Raw genomic sequence first — 16903 nt, forward strand, 5'->3', positions numbered from 1 at the left:
TCCAGGTTACGCGGGCGGCAGCCGTCCCGAGCGCAGCTGGACCTGGGTCCCGGGGTGGGCGGGCGTCGGAGCCGGAGCCTTCGGCGCCGTGCCCGCCCCGGCGACGGTTGGGACCAGCAGGCTCCTGAGCCGGTCACCCTCGGACAGGGTCAGGTCGCCTCTCCTCTCCAGCTGACGCAGCAGCGCCCGGACGATGTCGGGGTCGAACTCCCGTGGCGCGGAGCGCACCAGCCGTTCGAGGGCCGCGACCGGCCCCCCTGCGCCACCGAGCCGAGTACCGTGACCCGCGAGGTCGTCGTAGGCCGAGACCACGCGCACGACGCGAGAGACCGCGCTGACGTCGCCCCGCTCGCGCGCCCGGTGGTGCGGGACCCCCACGTCCGCGACGAGAGGTGCGATCCGGGACAGCTGGGCGGTGCGCGCCAGGATCGCCGCCCCGGTGGCGGCGACCCGGCGCTGGTCCCGCATCGAGATCTCGGTCGTCGCACCGCCGGGGATGGGGCGGTCGAGCCCGACCTGGCCCACGTCGTGCAGCAGGGCCACGGTCTCCACGTCCGCGAGGTCCTCGTCCTCCACGCCGGCGTCCCGAGCCACCGGGACGGCCAGGGCAGCCACGCGGACGGCGTGGCCGGCGGAGGTGAACCCCGCCTGGTCGGTGAGCCCGGCCAGCGCCACGATGGTCTGCTGCTGGGCGGCCCGCACGCTGCGCTGGCTCGTGACGGCCGGCAGCAGCACGGCCATCGGGACGAGGAACAGGATGAGCGTGGCGGGGCCGAGGACGGGCAGGGCGATCGCCATCACGGCCGCCGTGGTCGCGGTGGCCAGCGGCAGCACCCCCGAGCGCTGGACGTCGGTGAAGAGCCGGTGGCCGAAGGAGGCAGGGTCGTAGGCCGCCGCCCGCAGCGCCCGGGCCACCAGCGGCACCCAGACCGCGAGCACCGCCACGATGAGGAGGAGGACGGAGATCAGGCCCGCGTTGGCCTGGGGGTGCCCGACCCGTTCCAGCAGGGTGTTCCCGGCCGGCCCGGGGACCCGGGCGAGCAGGCCTGCGGTGAGCACCGACGCCAGGCAGCGACCCACGTCGGCCACCAGGTTCCCGCGGCCACGACGCGCCAGGCCGACCACCAGCGTCGCTCCGAGCGCCAGAGCAAGGGGTCCCAGCAGCCCCCACAGCGTGCAGCGGTGCTCACCGCTCTCGGTGCCGAGCTCACCGGGCCAGCAGGTGGCCATCGCCAGCGCGATGCCCGTCGCCTGGGCGATGGGTGCGTCCCGGGCCGCGCCGGGCGCCTCGGTCCGCCACCACTCCCCCAGGATCATCGCGACCACCCCGATGATGGCGGTCGTCAGGGTGAGTGTCACCGGCCCTCGCTCCCCGCCGGCTCGGGCTGCCATTCTGCGAAGTCATCGCTGATGAGCGGGTCGTCGTGGTCGAGGACCAGCGGCCCGGGACCATGGGAGCCGGCCATCGACGGTTCGGCCGCACGGCGGGCCCGCCGTGGGCCGCTCGGCACCCGCGCCAGCGAGGTGGCCAGCGCCTCCACGACCTTGGGGTCGAGGTGCGATCCGGCGCGGGCCCGGAGCGTGGCGATGGCCGAGGCCTGGTCCAGGGGCTCGCCCGCCCGGTCGGTGGTGAGCGCGTCGTAGGCGTCCGCGACCGCGATGACGCGCGCCGCGAGCGGGATGTGCTCGCCGGCCAGACCTGCCGGATAGCCGCGTCCGTCCCAGCGCTCATGGTGGTGGGCGATCGTGGGGAGGGCATCCTGCAGGAAGTCGAGCCCCTGGAGCACGGAGACGCCCGCCTGCGGGTGCGCGCTGATGGCGCTCAGGTAGGCCAGGTGGTCGGCGGTGTCCGGCGGGAGCTCGGGCCGCACCGCGACGAGACCGATGTCGTGCAGCAGCGCGGCATAGCGGAGGGACTCCGCGGCGTCGCCCTCGATCCCCACGAGCGGGGCCATCCGGTCGGCGAGGTCGGCGACCCTGGCGCTGTGCCCGACGGATTGCGGATCGGCCTGCTCCAGAGCTGCCACGAAGGTCGCCACCGTCTCGCCGTGCTCGCGACGGGCGGCCGCCCCCCGGCCGATCGTCCAGTGCGCGGCGACCAGCGGCCCCAGGACGAAGACCGCGCTGAGCGGGCCCAGCCCCGCGGGACCCCACAGCACCGCGAAGAGAAAGGCGATCACGACATGGCCCAGGTAGCCCAGACCGAGCTGCCGAGCGGTCTGCCAGGCCACGTGGACGACTCTCGTGCCGCGCACGATCGCGGACATGCCGGCGTAGAAGAGGACGTTGGCGGCCGTCATCGCCACGTAGGCGACGAGGAGCGGGAGGCCGACCTGGAGGAGAAGCTGGTCCTCCGGCGGGAAGGGTGCCATCATCGGCTGTCCTCCAGCGCCCAGATAGACGATCGCCCCGACAGCACCCACAGCAGCCGTCATTGAGGCGTTGAAAGCCCGGGTCCGCAGCGTCTTGGCGCCGGTATCGCTGGCGTACGAGATGAACCCGACGAGCACTGCGCCCATCGGCCCGGACAACGGGAGGGCGGCTGCCAGCACGACCGTCGCGATCGACACCCCCAGGTGCGGTCCGAGATCCCGCTCGCGGAGGATCACACCCAGGATGCCCAGCCCCACGAGGGGGATCAGGACCGTGGCGGTTAGATGGCTGTGCGGGGAGTCGAGGCTCTCACCCCACCACGCACCAAGACCTGCCAGCGCGAGCAGCAGCGCGATATATGTCCACGTCCGGATGGACGTGACGAACCCGGGGGCTGCACGCCCCCGGGTCTCTGCATGCGCCTGAGTCGGCGCATGCTGTGTCGTCAGTCCTCCCAGGAGACGATGTCGGGGCTGAAGCCTGGGACGCCACTGGCGAGGATGCTCATGAGGAACTGAAGCACGGCAGATCCTTTCGTCGATGGCCCCCACGTCGCACGGGCGCCGTGCCCGGTCTGTGACAGCCGCTAGGGTGGCCCCACCATGCCACAGGGGCACCTGTAGCTACCAGAGCAAACGGCCCCCGTGGGCATTTCTTGAACAAATCTTGACCAAACGTGTGACGGGCGTCACAGTCATGACGCGAGTGCGGCCGGGGGTGTGCGAAGATGGTTCGTCCGCGGACCGCCAGCACGCAGCACGGTCCCAGCCGACCATCCGCTAGGAGACACTCATGAGCAAGCGTGGACGCAAGCGTCGCGACCGCAAGAAGAAGGGCGCCAACCACGGCAAGAAGCCCAACGCCTGAGCAGGTGGCCCGCACGAGGCCGCCGACAGGCACGCACGAGGCCGGTGCTCCCGATCGGGAGCACCGGCCTCGTGCATGACGGGGGTGTTCGGCGCGCGCTCAGTCCTGGGAAGGCCGGCGCGTGGCCTGGACCACCGTCACCGTCGTGGTGATCCGCGTCATGATCTGCGAGCGCAGGGTCGGCGGTGCCTGCTCGCAGACGCACGCGCGGCGGACGAGAGCCTTGAGGAGCAGGTCGCGCTGGTACTCCGCCAGGCAGGCCCCGCACTCGTCCAGGTGGGCCTGGATCAACCGATGGTCCAAGGGTCCGGTCTCGTTGTCGACGAACTCGAACAACCTCAGGACGACGTCCGCGCAGTCGGCAGGTCGGTGCTCGGGCGACTGGTTGAGCTCGTTCACGACTCGTCCTCCTCGGCCGTCACGATGCCGCGCTCGACGGCATAGTCGGTGAGCAACTCACGCAGCTGCTTGCGACCCCGGTGCAGGCGCGACATCACGGTGCCGATCGGGGTCTCCATGATCTCGGCGATCTCCTTGTAGGAAAAGCCCTCGACGTCCGCGAGATAGACCGCGATCCGGAAGTCCTCGCCGATCGAGGCCAGCGCGCGCTTGACGTCGCTGTCGGGCAGGTGGTCCAGCGCCTCCATCTCGGCCGAGCGCAGACCTTTGCTCGTGTGCGAGGCGGCCCTGGCCAGCTGGTAGTCCTCCACCTCGGCCGCGTCGGACTCCAGGGGTTGACGCTGCTTCTTGCGGTAGGTGTTGATGTAGCTGTTGGTCAGGATGCGGTACATCCAGGCCTTGAGGTTGGTGCCCGGGCGGTACTGGTGGAAGGCCGCGAACGCCTTGGCATAGGTCTCCTGGACCAGGTCCTCTGCGTCGGTGGGGTTGCGGGTGGTGCGCAGTGCCGCGCTGTACATCTGGTCGAGCAGCGGCATGGCCTCCCGCTCGAACCGGGCCGCGCGGTCCTGGGGCGACTCGGTGGCCACGTCCACCGTGGCGTCCGCCTCGGCCAGGGCTGCGGCCTCGAGCTCCTCGAGAGTGGGCTGATCGGTATCCATCGTCGACCAGCCTAGCCCGTGGGTCCCGACCAGAGCGCTGGCTCCGGCCCGCTCCCCCGGGGTCACTGCGGTGATGAGCACGCGCTCCTCCTGCCTCGTGGTGGGTCGTGCAGGAGAACGCGCGAGCCAGCCCCGGTCATTCCCGCCCCGCGTGGCAGCATGGGCACGTGACCCCGCAGCGCTCCAGCACCCCGCTCCGACCCCTCACGCAGCCCGCCAAGCTGCAGAACGTGCTCTACGAGATCCGGGGGCCGGTGGCCAGCCGCGCTCTGCAGCTGGAGCAGGAGGGGCACCGGATCCTCAAGCTCAACATCGGCAACCCGGCGCCCTTCGGCTTCGAGGCCCCGGACGCGGTGCTGCGCGACATGATGGCCGCCCTGCCTACGGCCCAGGGCTACTCGGAGTCCAAGGGCATCCTCAGCGCCCGCCGCTCGATCGTCTCCCGTTACCAGGAGGTCCCGGGCTTCCCGCACCTCGATGTGGACCGCGTCTACCTGGGCAACGGCGTCTCCGAGCTCATCATGATGACGCTGCAGGCGCTCTGCGACCCGGGTGACGAGATCCTCATACCCTCCCCCGACTATCCGCTCTGGACGGCGGCGACCAGCCTCAGCAGCGGGGTCCCGGTGCACTACCTGTGCGACGAGGAGGACGGGTGGAATCCCTCGATCGAGGACATCCGCTCCAAGATCACCCCGCGCACGAAGGCGATCGTGGTGATCAACCCCAACAACCCCACGGGGGCCGTCTACTCCAGGGAGGCGCTGCAGGCGATCGTCGACCTGGCCCGAGAGCACTCGCTCCTGCTGCTGGCCGACGAGATCTACGACCGGATCCTCTACGACGACGCCGAGCACGTCTCTATCGCGTCCCTGGCCCCGGACCTGCTGTGCCTCACCTTCAACGGGCTGTCGAAGACCTACCGCGTCGCGGGCTACCGCGCGGGCTGGGTGGCCATCACCGGACCGACCGGGCATGCCGCCGGCTTCCTGCAGGGCATCGACCTGCTGGCCTCGACCCGGCTGTGCCCGAACGTCCCCGCCCAGCACGCCATCCAGGCGGCGGTCTCGGGGCAGCAGAGCATCGAGAGCCTCATCAAGCCCGGTGGTCGTCTGGCCGTCCAGCGCGACATCGCCTGGTCGATGCTCAACGACATGGAGGGTGTCAGCTGCGTCAAGCCCACCGGCGCGCTCTACGTCTTCCCGCGGCTCGACCCCGAGGTGCACGAGATCCACGACGACGAGCGGCTGTGTCTCGACCTGCTCGAGCAGGAGAAGATCCTGGTCGTCCACGGCACCGGCTTCAACTGGCCCTCGCCGGACCACCTGCGGATCGTGACCCTGCCGTGGGCCACCGACCTGCAGGCCGCGCTGGAGCGGATGGGCAACTTCCTGAGCAGCTACCGCCAATGAGCCCCCATCCCCGTCTCCGGACCAGCTCGGGCCTCGTGGGTGGGCGCGGCTGATGTGCGGGCGCTATGCGGCGACGGCCAACCCCGACGAGCTCGTCGAGGCCTACGAGGTCGTGCTTGACGCGACCGGCGAGCGCTCGCGCAGCCTGCTGAAGTCTCCTCAGAGCCCGCCCCCGGGCGAGCCGGACCACAACATGGCGCCCACGAAGCAGGCTCCGGTGGTGCTGACGCGGGCCCCGCGGGAAGGTGGCTCCGACGGTGGCTCTCCGGGCGCGGACGCGGTCCGCCAGCTCCGGCTGCTGACCTGGGGGCTGGTGCCGTCCTGGGCCAAGGATCCCGCCATCGGCAACCGGATGACCAACGCGCGTGCGGAGACCGTGCTCGAGAAGCCGGCCTTCGCCCGGGCCGCGCTCCGGCGTCGGTGCCTGGTGCCGATCACCGGCTGGTACGAATGGCAGGCCTCCCCCGTCGCGCTCGACTCCCGCGGCAAGCCGCGCAAGCAGCCCTTCTTCATCAGCCGCCACGACGACACCCCGCTCGCGCTGGCCGGGCTCTACGAGTTCTGGAAGGACCCCGCTGCCCCGGGCGAGGATCCGCTGTCCTGGGTCGTGTCCTTCACGATCATCACCACCGCCGCCGAGCCGGGACTGGACCGGATCCACGACCGACAGCCCGTGGCCCTCGAGCCGGAGGCGTGGGCGGACTGGCTCGACCCGGCACTGACCGACGAGACGGACGTGCGCTCCCTGCTGGACGCCTCGCACGTCCCCGGGAGGTTCCAGGCCTGGGCCGTGAGCACCGCGGTCAACTCCTCACGCAGCAACGGCGCCCGACTGATGGAGCCCATCGACCGGGAGCAGCTGGTCGGGGCCGTCGATCCCGTCACCGGCGAGGTGGTCGGGACGTGAGGCAGGACGGGTCTGCCTCGTCACCGCCCCGGCTGCGGGTCGAGACGGTCGAGGGACCCGCCGAGGTCCGGGTCCACACACCAGCGGTCTCCGCGGTGGGGGCACGGCGCGCGCCCGGGGGGACCCTGATCCTGGGCCACGGGGCCGGTGGCCAGCGGGACGCCGCGGACGTCCTGGCCCTGCTCGCGCTCGTCGACGACGGCTGGACCGTCGTGCTGGTGGATCAGCCCTGGCGCGTCGCCGGCCGGAAGGTCGCGACCAGGGCACCAGCCCTGGACCGGGCCTGGCGGGACGTCGTGGACACCCTGGTTGACACCGGATGGCAGCGGGCGCACGATGTCGACCTGCCCCGGCCGTGGGTGCTAGGCGGACGCAGCGCGGGTGCCCGCGTCGCCTGCCGGTGCAGCGTGGACGGCGCTGGAGCGGCGATCGAGGGCCTGGGCGGCGTGGTCTGCCTGGCCTTTCCTCTCCACCCGCCGGGTCGGCCGGACCGGAGCCGGGCGCAGGAGCTGGCGCTCCCCGTGGGCGCGGGGCTGCCCACGCTCGTCGTCCAGGGTCGGACCGACCCCTTCGGCTCGCCCGAGGAGGTGCGGGCCGCCGTGCCGGGTGAGGTCCTGACCCTCGTGGAGGTGCCGGGCAACCACTCCCCCAGCCGCGACCTGGACCGCGTCGTGGGACAGGTGCAGACCTTCCTGGCCACCGTGACCGGATAGTTTGGGCCCACAGCACCCGTCCGGCAGGAAGCAGCAGCTCAATGACCCAGCCTCAGACCTGGCCCGCCCCGCGTGCACGCGGACCCGTCCAGGCCGTGGTCGAGGTGCCCGGGAGCAAGTCCCTCACCAACCGGTGGCTCGTGCTCGCCGCCCTGGCCGACGGCCCTTCCCGGATCCACCGACCGCTGCGCTCGCGGGACAGCGAACGCATGGTGGACGCGTTGCGGGCCCTGGGTGCCGAGGTCGACACCAGCGCCGACGACGTCTGGTCGATCACCCCCGGACCCCTGCGGGGCGGGGTGGACATCGACTGCGGACAGGCAGGCACGGTCATGCGTTTCGTCCCGCCGCTGGCCGCGCTGGCCGACGGGCCGGTGCGCTTCGACGGGCACGAGACGGCACGCTCCCGCCCGGTCGGCCCCGTCCTTGACGCGCTCCGGTCGCTCGGGGTCGAGGTCGAGGGCGGGCCGGGTCTGCCCTACTCGGTGGTCGGTCGCGGCCTGGTCGCCGGCTCCCACGTGGAGATCGACGCCTCCGCCTCCTCCCAGTTCGTCAGCGCACTCCTGCTCGCGGCGGCGAGGTTCGAGGAGGGGCTGGAGCTACGGCATAACGGGTCGTCCCTGCCGAGCGGCGCCCACCTCGACATGACGGTGCAGGTCCTCGAGCAGGTGGGTGTCCAGGTGACACGACCTGACGCCACCACCTGGCGGGTCGCTCCCGGAGCTGTCCAGGGCTTCGAGGTCACCGTCGAGCCGGACCTTTCCTCCGCCGCGCCCTTCCTCGCGCTGGCCGCGGCGACCGGCGGCGAGGTGAGGCTGCCGGGCTGGCCGGCACGGACCACGCAGCCGGGCGAGCAGATGCGGGAGGTGCTGCGGACCATGGGCGCCTCCGCCGAGCCGGGCCCCGATGGCCTGCTCGCGCGCGGCGGGCCCGACGGTCTGCGCGGGGCCGACCTCGACCTCTCGCAGATCGGCGAGCTCACCCCGGTCGTCGCCGCCCTGGCCGTGCTGGCCGGGGGCCCGACCCGGATCCGCGGCGTGGGCCATCTGCGCGGCCACGAGACCGACCGGCTCGCGGCGCTGGAGACGGAGATCTCCCGGCTCGGGGGCGACGTCACGCAGACCGACGACGGCCTGGAGATCCGGCCGGCGGCCCTGCGAGGGGCGACGCTGCAGACCTACCACGACCACCGGATGGCGATGTTCGCGGCGGTCGTGGGCGCAGCCGTCGACGGTGTCCTCGTCGAGGACGTCACCACCGCCGACAAGACCTTCCCCGGCTTCGACCGGGCCTGGGAGCGGGCCGTGGGGGTGACCCGATGAGCGGGCGCTACGACCACCTGGACGAGTCTTCCGTCCGCGAGCGCCCGTCCCGCCGCGGCACGCGGCCACGGACCAAGGACCGCCCCAGCCACGAGGATGCCGTCGTCGGGATGGTCACGGGGGTGGACCGCGGCCGCTACACGGTCCGCGTCGAGGACCGGACCGTCAGCGCCATGCGGGCCCGCGAGATGGGACGGACCCGCGTGGTGGTGGGCGACCGTGCCGGGATGGTCGGCGACACCAGCGGCGACGAGGGCACGCTGGCCCGGATCGTCCGCATCGAGGAGCGGGACACCGTGCTGCGCCGCAGCGCGGACGACTCCGACACCGTAGAGCGGATCATCGTGGCCAACGCCGACCAGCTGGTCATCGTCACCGCGCTTGCCGACCCCGAGCCGCGCGCCAGGATGGTGGACCGGTGCCTGGTGGCGGCCTACGACGCAGGGCTCGATCCGCTGCTGGTGCTGACGAAGGCCGATCTCGCCGACCCCGACCTCTTCCTCCGGCACTACCGGGCCCTCGAGGTCCCCCACGTCGTCAGTCGCAGCGACGGCGACTCCGGCGAGCTGGACCCGGCCGGGGTCGACGAGGTCCGCGCGCACCTCGTGGGACGGACCAGCGTCCTCGTCGGGCATTCCGGCGTGGGCAAGTCCACGCTGGTCAACGCCCTGGTCCCGTTCGCCGATCGGGCGACCGGCGCAGTCAACGCCGTCACCGGACGAGGGCGGCACACCTCCACCTCCGCCGTGGCGCTCGAGCTGCCCGACGGCGGGTGGGTCGTCGACACCCCGGGCGTGCGCTCCTTCGGCCTCGGACACGTGGACCCGGACACGTTCATCGAGCACTTCGAGGATCTGCTGCCCGGCACCGAGGACTGCCCACGGGGGTGCAGCCACGACGAGCCCGACTGCGGTCTCGACGCGTGGGTGGCCTCCGGGCGTGCCGGCCCGGCTGGCCCCGAGCGCCTGGAGTCGCTCCGCCGGCTGCTGCGCAGCCGCACCGGCGACGAACGCAGCTGACAGACTCGTCCGGCCCACTCAGCCGGCTCACGCGGGTCCAGGACCGTCCGGCCAGGACCGCGCGGCGACCCGCGTGCCTCCGCGAGCCGGTGCGAGGCGATGACCTGCAACGGCTACCGTGGGCAGGTGGCCAGCTTCGACGACGACCTCCGCCTCGCCCACGTCCTTGCCGACTCGGTCGAGAGGACCGCCCTGGAGTCTTTCGGCGCCCCGGACCAGGAGGTGACGGTGGCCGGGGACGGCACCCTGACCACCAGCGCCGCGACCCGGCTCGAGGAGCTGCTGCGCCACCAGCTGCAGCGCACCCGCCCGCGCGACCGGGTCGAGGGCAGGCTGCTGGAGACGACCGGGCACGGCGACCGCCGGTGGGTCATCGACGCCCTCGACGGTGGCACCAACTACGTCCGGGGCGTCCCGGTGTGGGCCACCCTGATCTCCCTCGTCGTCGAGGACGAGCCGGTCCTGGGCCTGATCGCCGCACCCGCGCTGGCCCGCCGCTGGTGGGCCGGCCACGGCTCCGGCGCCTGGACCGGCCGGACGCTGGCCCGGGCCAAGCAGGTCGGGGTGAGCGACACCGCGGTGCTCGAGCATGCCTCCGGGTCGGCCGACGACATCGCCTCCTGGCTCTTCGGGCCGCACGGCCAAGGCTTCGCCCAGCTCACCGACCGCATCTGGCGCACCCGCGCCTTCGGAGACTTCTGGAGCCACGCGCTGGCCGCAGAGGGCGCGGTCGACGTATCCCTGGGCATCTACATGGACCGCTTCCAGCTGTCCACCATCGGAGCCCTCGTGCGCGAGGCCGGCGGCCGGATCACCGACCCCTGGGGTGCGCCCGTCACGGGGCCGGAGGCGAGAGCCACCACGCCGGCCGTGGTGACCAACAGTCTGCTCCACGACGAGGTCCTCGCCCTCCTCACGCCGGTGGTGGACGAGGGGCCCGGTGCGAGTGGGGACGGTCCCGACGAGGACGACGTCGACCGGATGGACGACGGCGAAGGGATGGGCGACGGCGACCGGATGGGCGACGGCGAGGGCATGCACGACGGCGACGGGACGCAGGACCGGGTCGAGGCTGACACGGTCGATCCCGACAGGGTCGACGACAGCCACCACGCCAACATCTACGACCTCAACCGGCGTGGACGTCTCCCCGAGGGCTGAGCTGCGCCGATCGGTTAGTGCACGACGCTGACCGGCCCCAGACCAAGGCCCGCCAAGGCTGCCTCGTGCTGCGGGTCCCCGACCACCACGACCGTCCAGCCCGGGCCCTGCCGCACCTCGTCCCACGCCCTGCTCACCTGCTCGGGCCCCAGCGTGCGCAGCTGGTCCAGGGTCCGCGTGACCGTCGCGTGGTCGAGTCCGTCATCGGCCAGGGACACGAGCTCGTCGGCGATCGCGTCCGCGGTGGCGTAGCGGCCCGGTGCCGTCATCGCCACGAAGTCGGCCGCCGAGCGCACCTCCTCGACCGTGAAGTCCGCACCGGGGACCGCCAGGATCCCCACCAGCTCCTCCAGCGCAGGCGCGGTGGCGTCGGCGCGGACCGAGCCACCTACGACGCACAGACCGCCCACCGACCGGGGTCGGAAACCTGCCCGGATGCCGTAGGTGTAGCCGCGCTCCTCGCGCAGGACCCGATCGATCCTCGCGTGCGGGGCGCCTCCGAGGAGCATCCCCAGCGCCTGGTAGGTCCCCCAGCCGTGCGGGGTGCGCCGGTCCGGCCCGGGACGTCCCAGGTAGAGCTCGGTCTGGGCGAGCCCGGGCCGGGCGACGAGGACGGCCCGGGCGGCATCGTCGGCCCGGCGTGCCGGCCCCGGCGCCGCGGACGATCGGCCGGACCCTGTCCACGTGCCCAGTGTCGCCTCCAGCGCTCCCACCACGTCCGGCACGCGGGACAGGTCCCCGGCCAGCACGACCGTGCCCCCGTCCGGCCCCAGCTCGCGGTGCCGGGCCCGGAGGTCCTCGGCCGTGAGTGAGGAGATGGTCTGGCTGGTCCCGCCGAGCGGGAGGTGGGGGCGGTCCCGCTCGTCGAAGTAGGTGTCGATGAACTCAAGCGAGGCGCGGGCGCCCGGGTCCGCCAGGTCGTGGGCGATGTCGACGACCCGGTGCCGGACGATCCGGGCCACCTCGGCCTCGGGGAAGGTGGCCTCGGCGAGGACCTCGTGCACGAGCTCAAGAGCGGTCCCGAGGTGCCCGGAGGTGACCTCGCACCCGAGGTGGACCCCGCGCTCCCCCGCGCCCGCGCCCCAGGCGATGCCGTGGCGTTCGACGAGGGCTGCCATCTCTTCGCTGGTATGCCGTGCCGTCCCCTCGTCCATCGCGCGCGCCATCATGAGGGTCACCCCCTCGGCGCCCGCGCGCTCGGTCGAGACGGGCAGTCGGAGCGCGACCCGTAGGGAGAGCACGTGCTGCCCTGGAAGATCGACCAGCAGGAGCCGCATACCGTTGGTCAGAAGGTGCTCCTGCGGCACCGGGAACACCCAGGGGGCCGGTGGCGCGACGTCGGGTCGGACCGTGACACGGGTGCTCATCGGTTGGCCTCCTGCCGGTAGCGGATCGGGGCCATGCCGGAGGGCTGCAGCCAGACCTCGGCGGCGCGGCGGACCTGCTCCGCGGTCACGGCCACGACCTGGTCCAGGTAGGTGTTGATCCGCTGCGGGTCCCCGAAGAGCGCCGTGGCGCGGCTGATCAGCTCGGCCCGCTCGTCGAAGGCGGCCAGGGCTTCCAGCCAGGAGCGTTCGGTGTCTGCACGGGACGCCTCCAGCTGTGCCTCCTCGGGCCCGGTGCGGGCGAAGTCCATCAGCTCCTCCCGGATCGTGGCCTCGACCTCGGCGAGGGTGCGTCCCTCGGAGATGTCCGCCACGAGCAGACCCAGCGACCCCTGCGCCAAGCCCAGGGCGGAGGCTGACAGCCCGCTGGCCGACTCGTCCCGGCGCAGGAGACGCAGGTGGAGGCGGGAGACGCTGAGCGAGGCCAAGGAGTCCAGCGCCATCGCGCAGGGCAGGAAGTCGGGGTCCGAGACCGCCGGCAGTCGGAAGCAGAGGTAGAGGCGTTCGGACGGGACGTCTTCGACCAGGTCCAGCTCGGCGGGCTCGGTCATCGGGCCCAGCGGCGCGGCCGGCTCCGGACGCTTCGCGGTCAGGCCCGTGGGGAGGTGGCCGAAATAGGTCTGCGCCATCGCGAAGGCGTCCGCGGGCTCGACGTCGCCCACCAGGGTCAGGATGCTCGTGGCCGGGCCGTAGTGGGCGGTGAAGAAGTCATGAGTGTGCTCGAGGGTCGCCGCGAGCAGGTCCTCCATCGAGCCGATGGGGGTGTGCCGGTAAGGGTGACCCTCGGGGAAGACGAGGCGGCAGGCGTGGGCCAGGGCCTCGCCGTAGGGGACCGTGTCGTAGCGCTGCCGCTTCTCCTCGACGACGACGTCGCGCTGGTTGTCCAGGTTGGCCTGGGTCAGGGCCGGGAGCAGGTGACCGTGCCGGTCGGCCTCGAGCCACAGGGCGAGCTCCAGCGCGCCCGTGGGGACCGACTCCACGTAGGCGGTCCGGTCGAAGGAGGTGGTCGCGTTGGCCCGTCCGCCCTGGGCCATGAGCAGGGACATGTGCTCTCCCTCGCCGACCAGCTCGGAGCCCTGGAACATCAGGTGCTCGAACAGGTGCGCCAGCCCGGTGCTGCCGGGCCGCTCGTGCCCGGAGCCGACCTCGACCCACAGGTTGATCGAGACGCTCGGGACGGAATGGTCGCTGCTGACCACGACGCGCAGGCCGTTGTCCAACGTGGTGGTGGAGAGGGGGAAGTCCAGGGGCATGGTGGCCACACCTTACGTGCCGGGCGGCGGAAATCACGAAGGCCCGGACCAGTTGGTCCGGGCCTTCGCTCGCACTGAGCGGTTTGTAGCGGGGGCAGGATTTGAACCTGCGACCTCCGGGTTATGAGCCCGGCGAGCTACCGAGCTGCTCCACCCCGCGTCGTTGCGAAACCTCAGTCTACGACACCTGCCGCGTGGGTCCAAATCGCGGTCGCGATCCTGGCGGAGGGACCCACGCGGGCAGGTCAGGGCTGCTGGGTCTGCTCCGCCTCATCTCCCGGGGCCTCACCCTGAGCATCACCGGGGAGGGAGATGGAGCCGCCCTCGGGGCTGGCCTCCACCGCGCGGTTGATCGCGGCCTGCAGCCGCTCCTGGGCCGCCCCGTAGGCCTCCCAGTCACCGGCCGCCAGCGCAGCCTCGCCGTCGGCGAAAGCCTTCTCGATGTCGGCGATGGCACGGGCGAGCGCAGCCTCGGGCTCCTCCGCACCGCTCCCCTCTCCCCCGGGGTCGTCCGCGGGCGGGGTGCCGTCGTCACCGGCGTCGCCGGCTGTGGCGCCGGAATCACCACCGAAGAGCTCGTCGAGGGCGCCGTCCAGGGTGTCGGACCACGCGAGGTCGTTGCCGAAGGCCACGACCACGAGGCGCTGGAGCGGGTAGGAGGACCCTGCCTCGCCCTGGACGTAGATGGGCTCGACGTAGAGCAGACCGTCGCCGACGGGCAGCGTCAGCAGGTTGCCGATCTTCACCTGGGAGGGCGGCTGCCTGTTCAGGTTGAGGAACTGCGACAGCGTCTGCGAGAAGGCCTTGGACGGGGCGTTGGAGGAGTTGATGTCGTTCTGGAACTGCCCCGGGCCGCGCACCGTGCTGTCCCTGGGCAGGACGAGCATCCGCAGCTTGCCGTAGCCCTCACGCCGCTCACCCTGGGTGGCCCCGGCATCGGCGTCGACGGCCAGATAGCCGGTCAGGTTCTGCCGGGAACCGGTGGGGATGTAGGGGGTGGTCAGGCTGAAGGTCGGCTCGTCCTGGCCAGGCATCGCGATCGAGAGGTAGTAGGGCGGGATCGCCGGCTTGTTCTCGCCCGACTCGCTCGGGTCCTCCGAGACCGCCCAGAAGTCCTGACCGCCGAAGAAGGAACCCGCCTCGTTGACGTGGTAGCGGGACAGCACCTCGCGCTGGATCTTGAAGAGGTCCTCGGGATAGCGCAGATGGCTCATCAGGTCGCCGTCGATCTCCGACATCGGCAGGACCGTGTTGTCGAAGGCCTGGCTCCAGGCCTTCAGCAGCGGGTCCTCCTCGTCCCAGGTGTAGAGCTTGACGCTGCCGTCGAACGCGTCGACGGTCGCCTTGACCGAGTTGCGGATGTAGTTGACCTGGCCCTGACCGATGGACCGGACGTTGGCCGCGGCCTGCAGCGAGTCGGCCGTGGCCTCCCCCAGGTCCTCCATCTGGCTGTAGGGATAGCGGTTGCTCACCGTGTAGCCGTCGATGATCCACTGCACCCGGCCACCGACGACGGCGGGATAGGGATTGCCGTCGAGGCGCAGCCAGGGAGCCACGCGCTCGACCCGCTCGCGGGGGTTGCGGTGGTCCAGGATGCGGGACTCGCTGTTGAGCGAGTCGGAGAGCAGGATCTCCAGCTGGCGGTACTTGATCGCGTAGGCGGCCTTGCGGGCAAAGTCGCCGATCTCGACGCCTCCGTCGCCCTGATAGGTGTTGCGGACCTCGCCGGCGGTCTCGGTGCCGCTGGCGGGGTAGTCGAGCTCGCGGTCGGGTCCGTCGTCCGGTCCTCCCACGATCGAGTAGACGGGTGAGGCCTCGCCGAAATAGATCCGCGGTTCGTACTCGCCCAGCCCGCCGACCGGCGGGATGTTGCGCTCGTAGAACTGCGGCTCACCCTCGGGCGTGCGCCGGTTGCCGTAGGCCGCGACCACACCGAAACCGTGCGTGTAGACGGTGTGGTCGTTGACCCAGTTGCGCTGCCCCTCGGGCAGGCCCGCGAGGTTCAGCTCACGGACCGCGATGACGGTGTCGACCCGCTCACCGTCGATCTCGTAGCGGTCGACGTCGAGGGCGTCGGAGAACTGGTAGTAGTTGCGGACACCCTGGAGCTGGCGGAAGGTCGGCGAGACCAGGCTCGGGTCGACGATCCGGATGCCCGGCACGGTCGCCGCGTCGCTGCGCAGCTGCCCGGACTCGGCACGGGTCTCGGCCTTGTAGTCGATCTTCTCCAGCTCGTCCAGGCCGTAGGCGGCCAGGGTGCTGTCGATGGCCTTCTGGATGTATGGGGCTTCCAGCTGGGCCTCCGACGGCCGCACCCGCAAGGACTGCACCAGCGAGGGATAGGCCCCGCCGAGGAGCAGGGCCACGACGAGCAGGCCCGCGAGCCCGATGAGGGGCAGGCGCCAGGCCTTGGTCCAGATGGTGGCGATGAAGAACAGGGCGCACAGGAGCGCGGCGGCGGCAAGGATGCCGCGGGTCGGCAGGAGCGCGTGGACGTCTGTGTACTGCATACCCGTGATCCGGGCGTGCTGCGTCATGGAGAGCGAGTAGCGCTCGATCCAGTAGCCTGCGGCACGCACCACGAGGAGGAGCCCGAGAAGGATGGCAAGGTGGATCCGGGCCGCCGTGGTGGTGCGCGAACCGCGCGCCGTGCCCTGCAGCTGCAGGCCCCCGTAGATGTAGTGCGTCAGCAGCGCACCGATGATCGCCAGGCCGAGCACCAGGGTGGCGAAGGAGACGAGCATCTGCCAGAACGGCAGGCCGAAGACGAAGAGCCCGATGTCGTGCCCGAAGTGGGGGTCGACCTCCCCGAAGGGCTGCCGGTTGAGGAAGAGCAGGACGGTCTGCCACTGCGCCGCGGCGGCCGTCCCCGCGAAGGCGCCCAGCAGCAGCGGACCGGCAGCGAAGACCACGCGCCGCATCGGGTCCAGCGCCGCCCGGTAGCGGTCGAGCGCGGCCTGCTCGGGGGTGCTGGGCGCGTAGATCGGACGGTGCCGCCAGGCCAGCCACAGCCCGGACCAGACGATGATCGCGGTGAGCGCGCCGGCGATGAGGAACAGCCCGACCTGGGTGAGCAGGCGGGTGGTCAGCACCGAGCGGTAGCCCACCGAGTCGTACCAGAGGAACTCGGTCCAGAGGGTGGCGCCATAGCCGACGGCGAGGAGCAGACCCACCAGGATGAGCAGCGTGGGGATCAGTCGGCTGCGACCGCCACCCTGGGCCGAGGGCCTGCGTGGACCCCGTGCACCACCACCGGATCCACCGCCGGCGGGGTGGCCCGGCCGCGGACCTGACCCCGCCCCGAAAGGCTGCGAGGGGCCGCCCTGGGGCGGCCCGGACTGCTCGTCGGGATCGGGTCGGTCGTCAGGCAGGCTCACCCCTTCAGCCTAACCGGCGCTGCGGTGGGCACCCGACCACGGCCGTGCGAGGTGCG

General features: G+C 72.0%; 14 protein-coding genes and 1 tRNA gene. 7 read left to right on the plus strand and 8 right to left on the minus strand.

Annotation, left to right across the window (positions count from 1 at the left end; translation table 11 throughout):
• Positions 1–6: 6 nt before the first annotated feature.
• Together ACTMMA_RS09465 and ACTMMA_RS09470 are read right to left on the minus strand one after the other, a co-directional pair.
• On the minus strand, positions 7–1359 hold the full coding sequence (locus tag ACTMMA_RS09465; protein ID WP_441189880.1) for an HD-GYP domain-containing protein: 1353 nt from the start codon (positions 1357–1359) through the stop codon (positions 7–9).
• The gene (locus tag ACTMMA_RS09470) at positions 1356–2630 is read right to left on the minus strand and encodes an HD-GYP domain-containing protein (RefSeq protein ID WP_441189881.1); all 1275 of its coding nucleotides are present in this window, start codon (positions 2628–2630) and stop codon (positions 1356–1358) included. The genes ACTMMA_RS09465 and ACTMMA_RS09470 overlap by 4 nt, the downstream gene beginning before the upstream one ends.
• A gap of 535 nt (positions 2631–3165) precedes the next feature.
• Here ACTMMA_RS09470 and ACTMMA_RS09475 point away from each other — a divergent pair.
• Positions 3166–3240: a 50S ribosomal protein bL37 gene (locus ACTMMA_RS09475; RefSeq protein ID WP_441189948.1), complete on the plus strand. Its 75-nt coding sequence runs from the start codon at positions 3166–3168 to the stop codon at positions 3238–3240.
• A gap of 99 nt (positions 3241–3339) precedes the next feature.
• On the opposite strand, the gene rsrA is transcribed toward ACTMMA_RS09475, so the two are convergent.
• Entirely contained in the window at positions 3340–3639 is a 300-nt protein-coding gene (gene rsrA / locus ACTMMA_RS09480) for a mycothiol system anti-sigma-R factor (RefSeq protein ID WP_441189882.1), read from the minus strand.
• Positions 3636–4298: a sigma-70 family RNA polymerase sigma factor gene (locus ACTMMA_RS09485; RefSeq protein ID WP_441189949.1), complete on the minus strand. Its 663-nt coding sequence runs from the start codon at positions 4296–4298 to the stop codon at positions 3636–3638. The genes rsrA and ACTMMA_RS09485 overlap by 4 nt, the downstream gene beginning before the upstream one ends.
• Positions 4299–4465: 167 nt before the next feature.
• On the opposite strand from ACTMMA_RS09485, the gene ACTMMA_RS09490 reads away from it, so the two are divergent.
• The 6 genes from ACTMMA_RS09490 (at position 4466) to ACTMMA_RS09515 (ending at position 10832) form a co-directional block, all read left to right on the plus strand.
• The gene (locus ACTMMA_RS09490; RefSeq protein ID WP_441189883.1) at positions 4466–5710 is read left to right on the plus strand and encodes a pyridoxal phosphate-dependent aminotransferase; all 1245 of its coding nucleotides are present in this window, start codon (positions 4466–4468) and stop codon (positions 5708–5710) included.
• Positions 5711–5762: 52 nt separating this feature from the next.
• A complete protein-coding gene (locus ACTMMA_RS09495) occupies positions 5763–6617 on the plus strand; it encodes an SOS response-associated peptidase (RefSeq protein WP_441189884.1) in 855 nt (284 codons plus the stop codon).
• On the plus strand, positions 6614–7330 hold the full coding sequence (locus ACTMMA_RS09500) for an alpha/beta hydrolase family protein (protein WP_441189885.1): 717 nt from the start codon (positions 6614–6616) through the stop codon (positions 7328–7330). The genes ACTMMA_RS09495 and ACTMMA_RS09500 overlap by 4 nt, the downstream gene beginning before the upstream one ends.
• A 41-nt stretch (positions 7331–7371) precedes the next feature.
• Positions 7372–8652: a 3-phosphoshikimate 1-carboxyvinyltransferase gene (gene aroA / locus ACTMMA_RS09505; RefSeq protein WP_441189886.1), complete on the plus strand. Its 1281-nt coding sequence runs from the start codon at positions 7372–7374 to the stop codon at positions 8650–8652.
• Entirely contained in the window at positions 8649–9671 is a 1023-nt protein-coding gene (gene rsgA / locus ACTMMA_RS09510; RefSeq protein ID WP_441189887.1) for a ribosome small subunit-dependent GTPase A, read from the plus strand. Before aroA ends, rsgA begins: the two co-directional genes overlap by 4 nt.
• 126 nt (positions 9672–9797) lie before the next feature.
• Positions 9798–10832: an inositol monophosphatase family protein gene (locus ACTMMA_RS09515; protein WP_441189888.1), complete on the plus strand. Its 1035-nt coding sequence runs from the start codon at positions 9798–9800 to the stop codon at positions 10830–10832.
• Positions 10833–10846: 14 nt separating this feature from the next.
• Here the strand turns inward: ACTMMA_RS09515 and ACTMMA_RS09520 are convergent, their stop codons facing one another.
• The 4 genes from ACTMMA_RS09520 to ACTMMA_RS09535 form a co-directional block, all read right to left on the minus strand.
• Positions 10847–12199, minus strand: a complete 1353-nt coding sequence (locus tag ACTMMA_RS09520; RefSeq protein WP_441189889.1) for a M16 family metallopeptidase — start codon at positions 12197–12199, stop codon at positions 10847–10849.
• Positions 12196–13470, minus strand: coding sequence for a M16 family metallopeptidase (locus ACTMMA_RS09525; protein ID WP_441189890.1), 1275 nt, complete (start codon positions 13468–13470; stop codon positions 12196–12198). Before ACTMMA_RS09525 ends, ACTMMA_RS09520 begins: the two co-directional genes overlap by 4 nt.
• Positions 13471–13556: 86 nt before the next feature.
• Positions 13557–13630 (minus strand) — tRNA-Met (locus tag ACTMMA_RS09530).
• A gap of 85 nt (positions 13631–13715) precedes the next feature.
• The gene (locus tag ACTMMA_RS09535) at positions 13716–16847 is read right to left on the minus strand and encodes a UPF0182 family membrane protein (RefSeq protein WP_441189891.1); all 3132 of its coding nucleotides are present in this window, start codon (positions 16845–16847) and stop codon (positions 13716–13718) included.
• Positions 16848–16903 lie beyond the last annotated feature (56 nt).

This window comes from Ornithinimicrobium panacihumi (genome assembly GCF_052073805.1).
Lineage (GTDB): Bacteria > Actinomycetota > Actinomycetes > Actinomycetales > Dermatophilaceae > Ornithinicoccus > Ornithinicoccus panacihumi.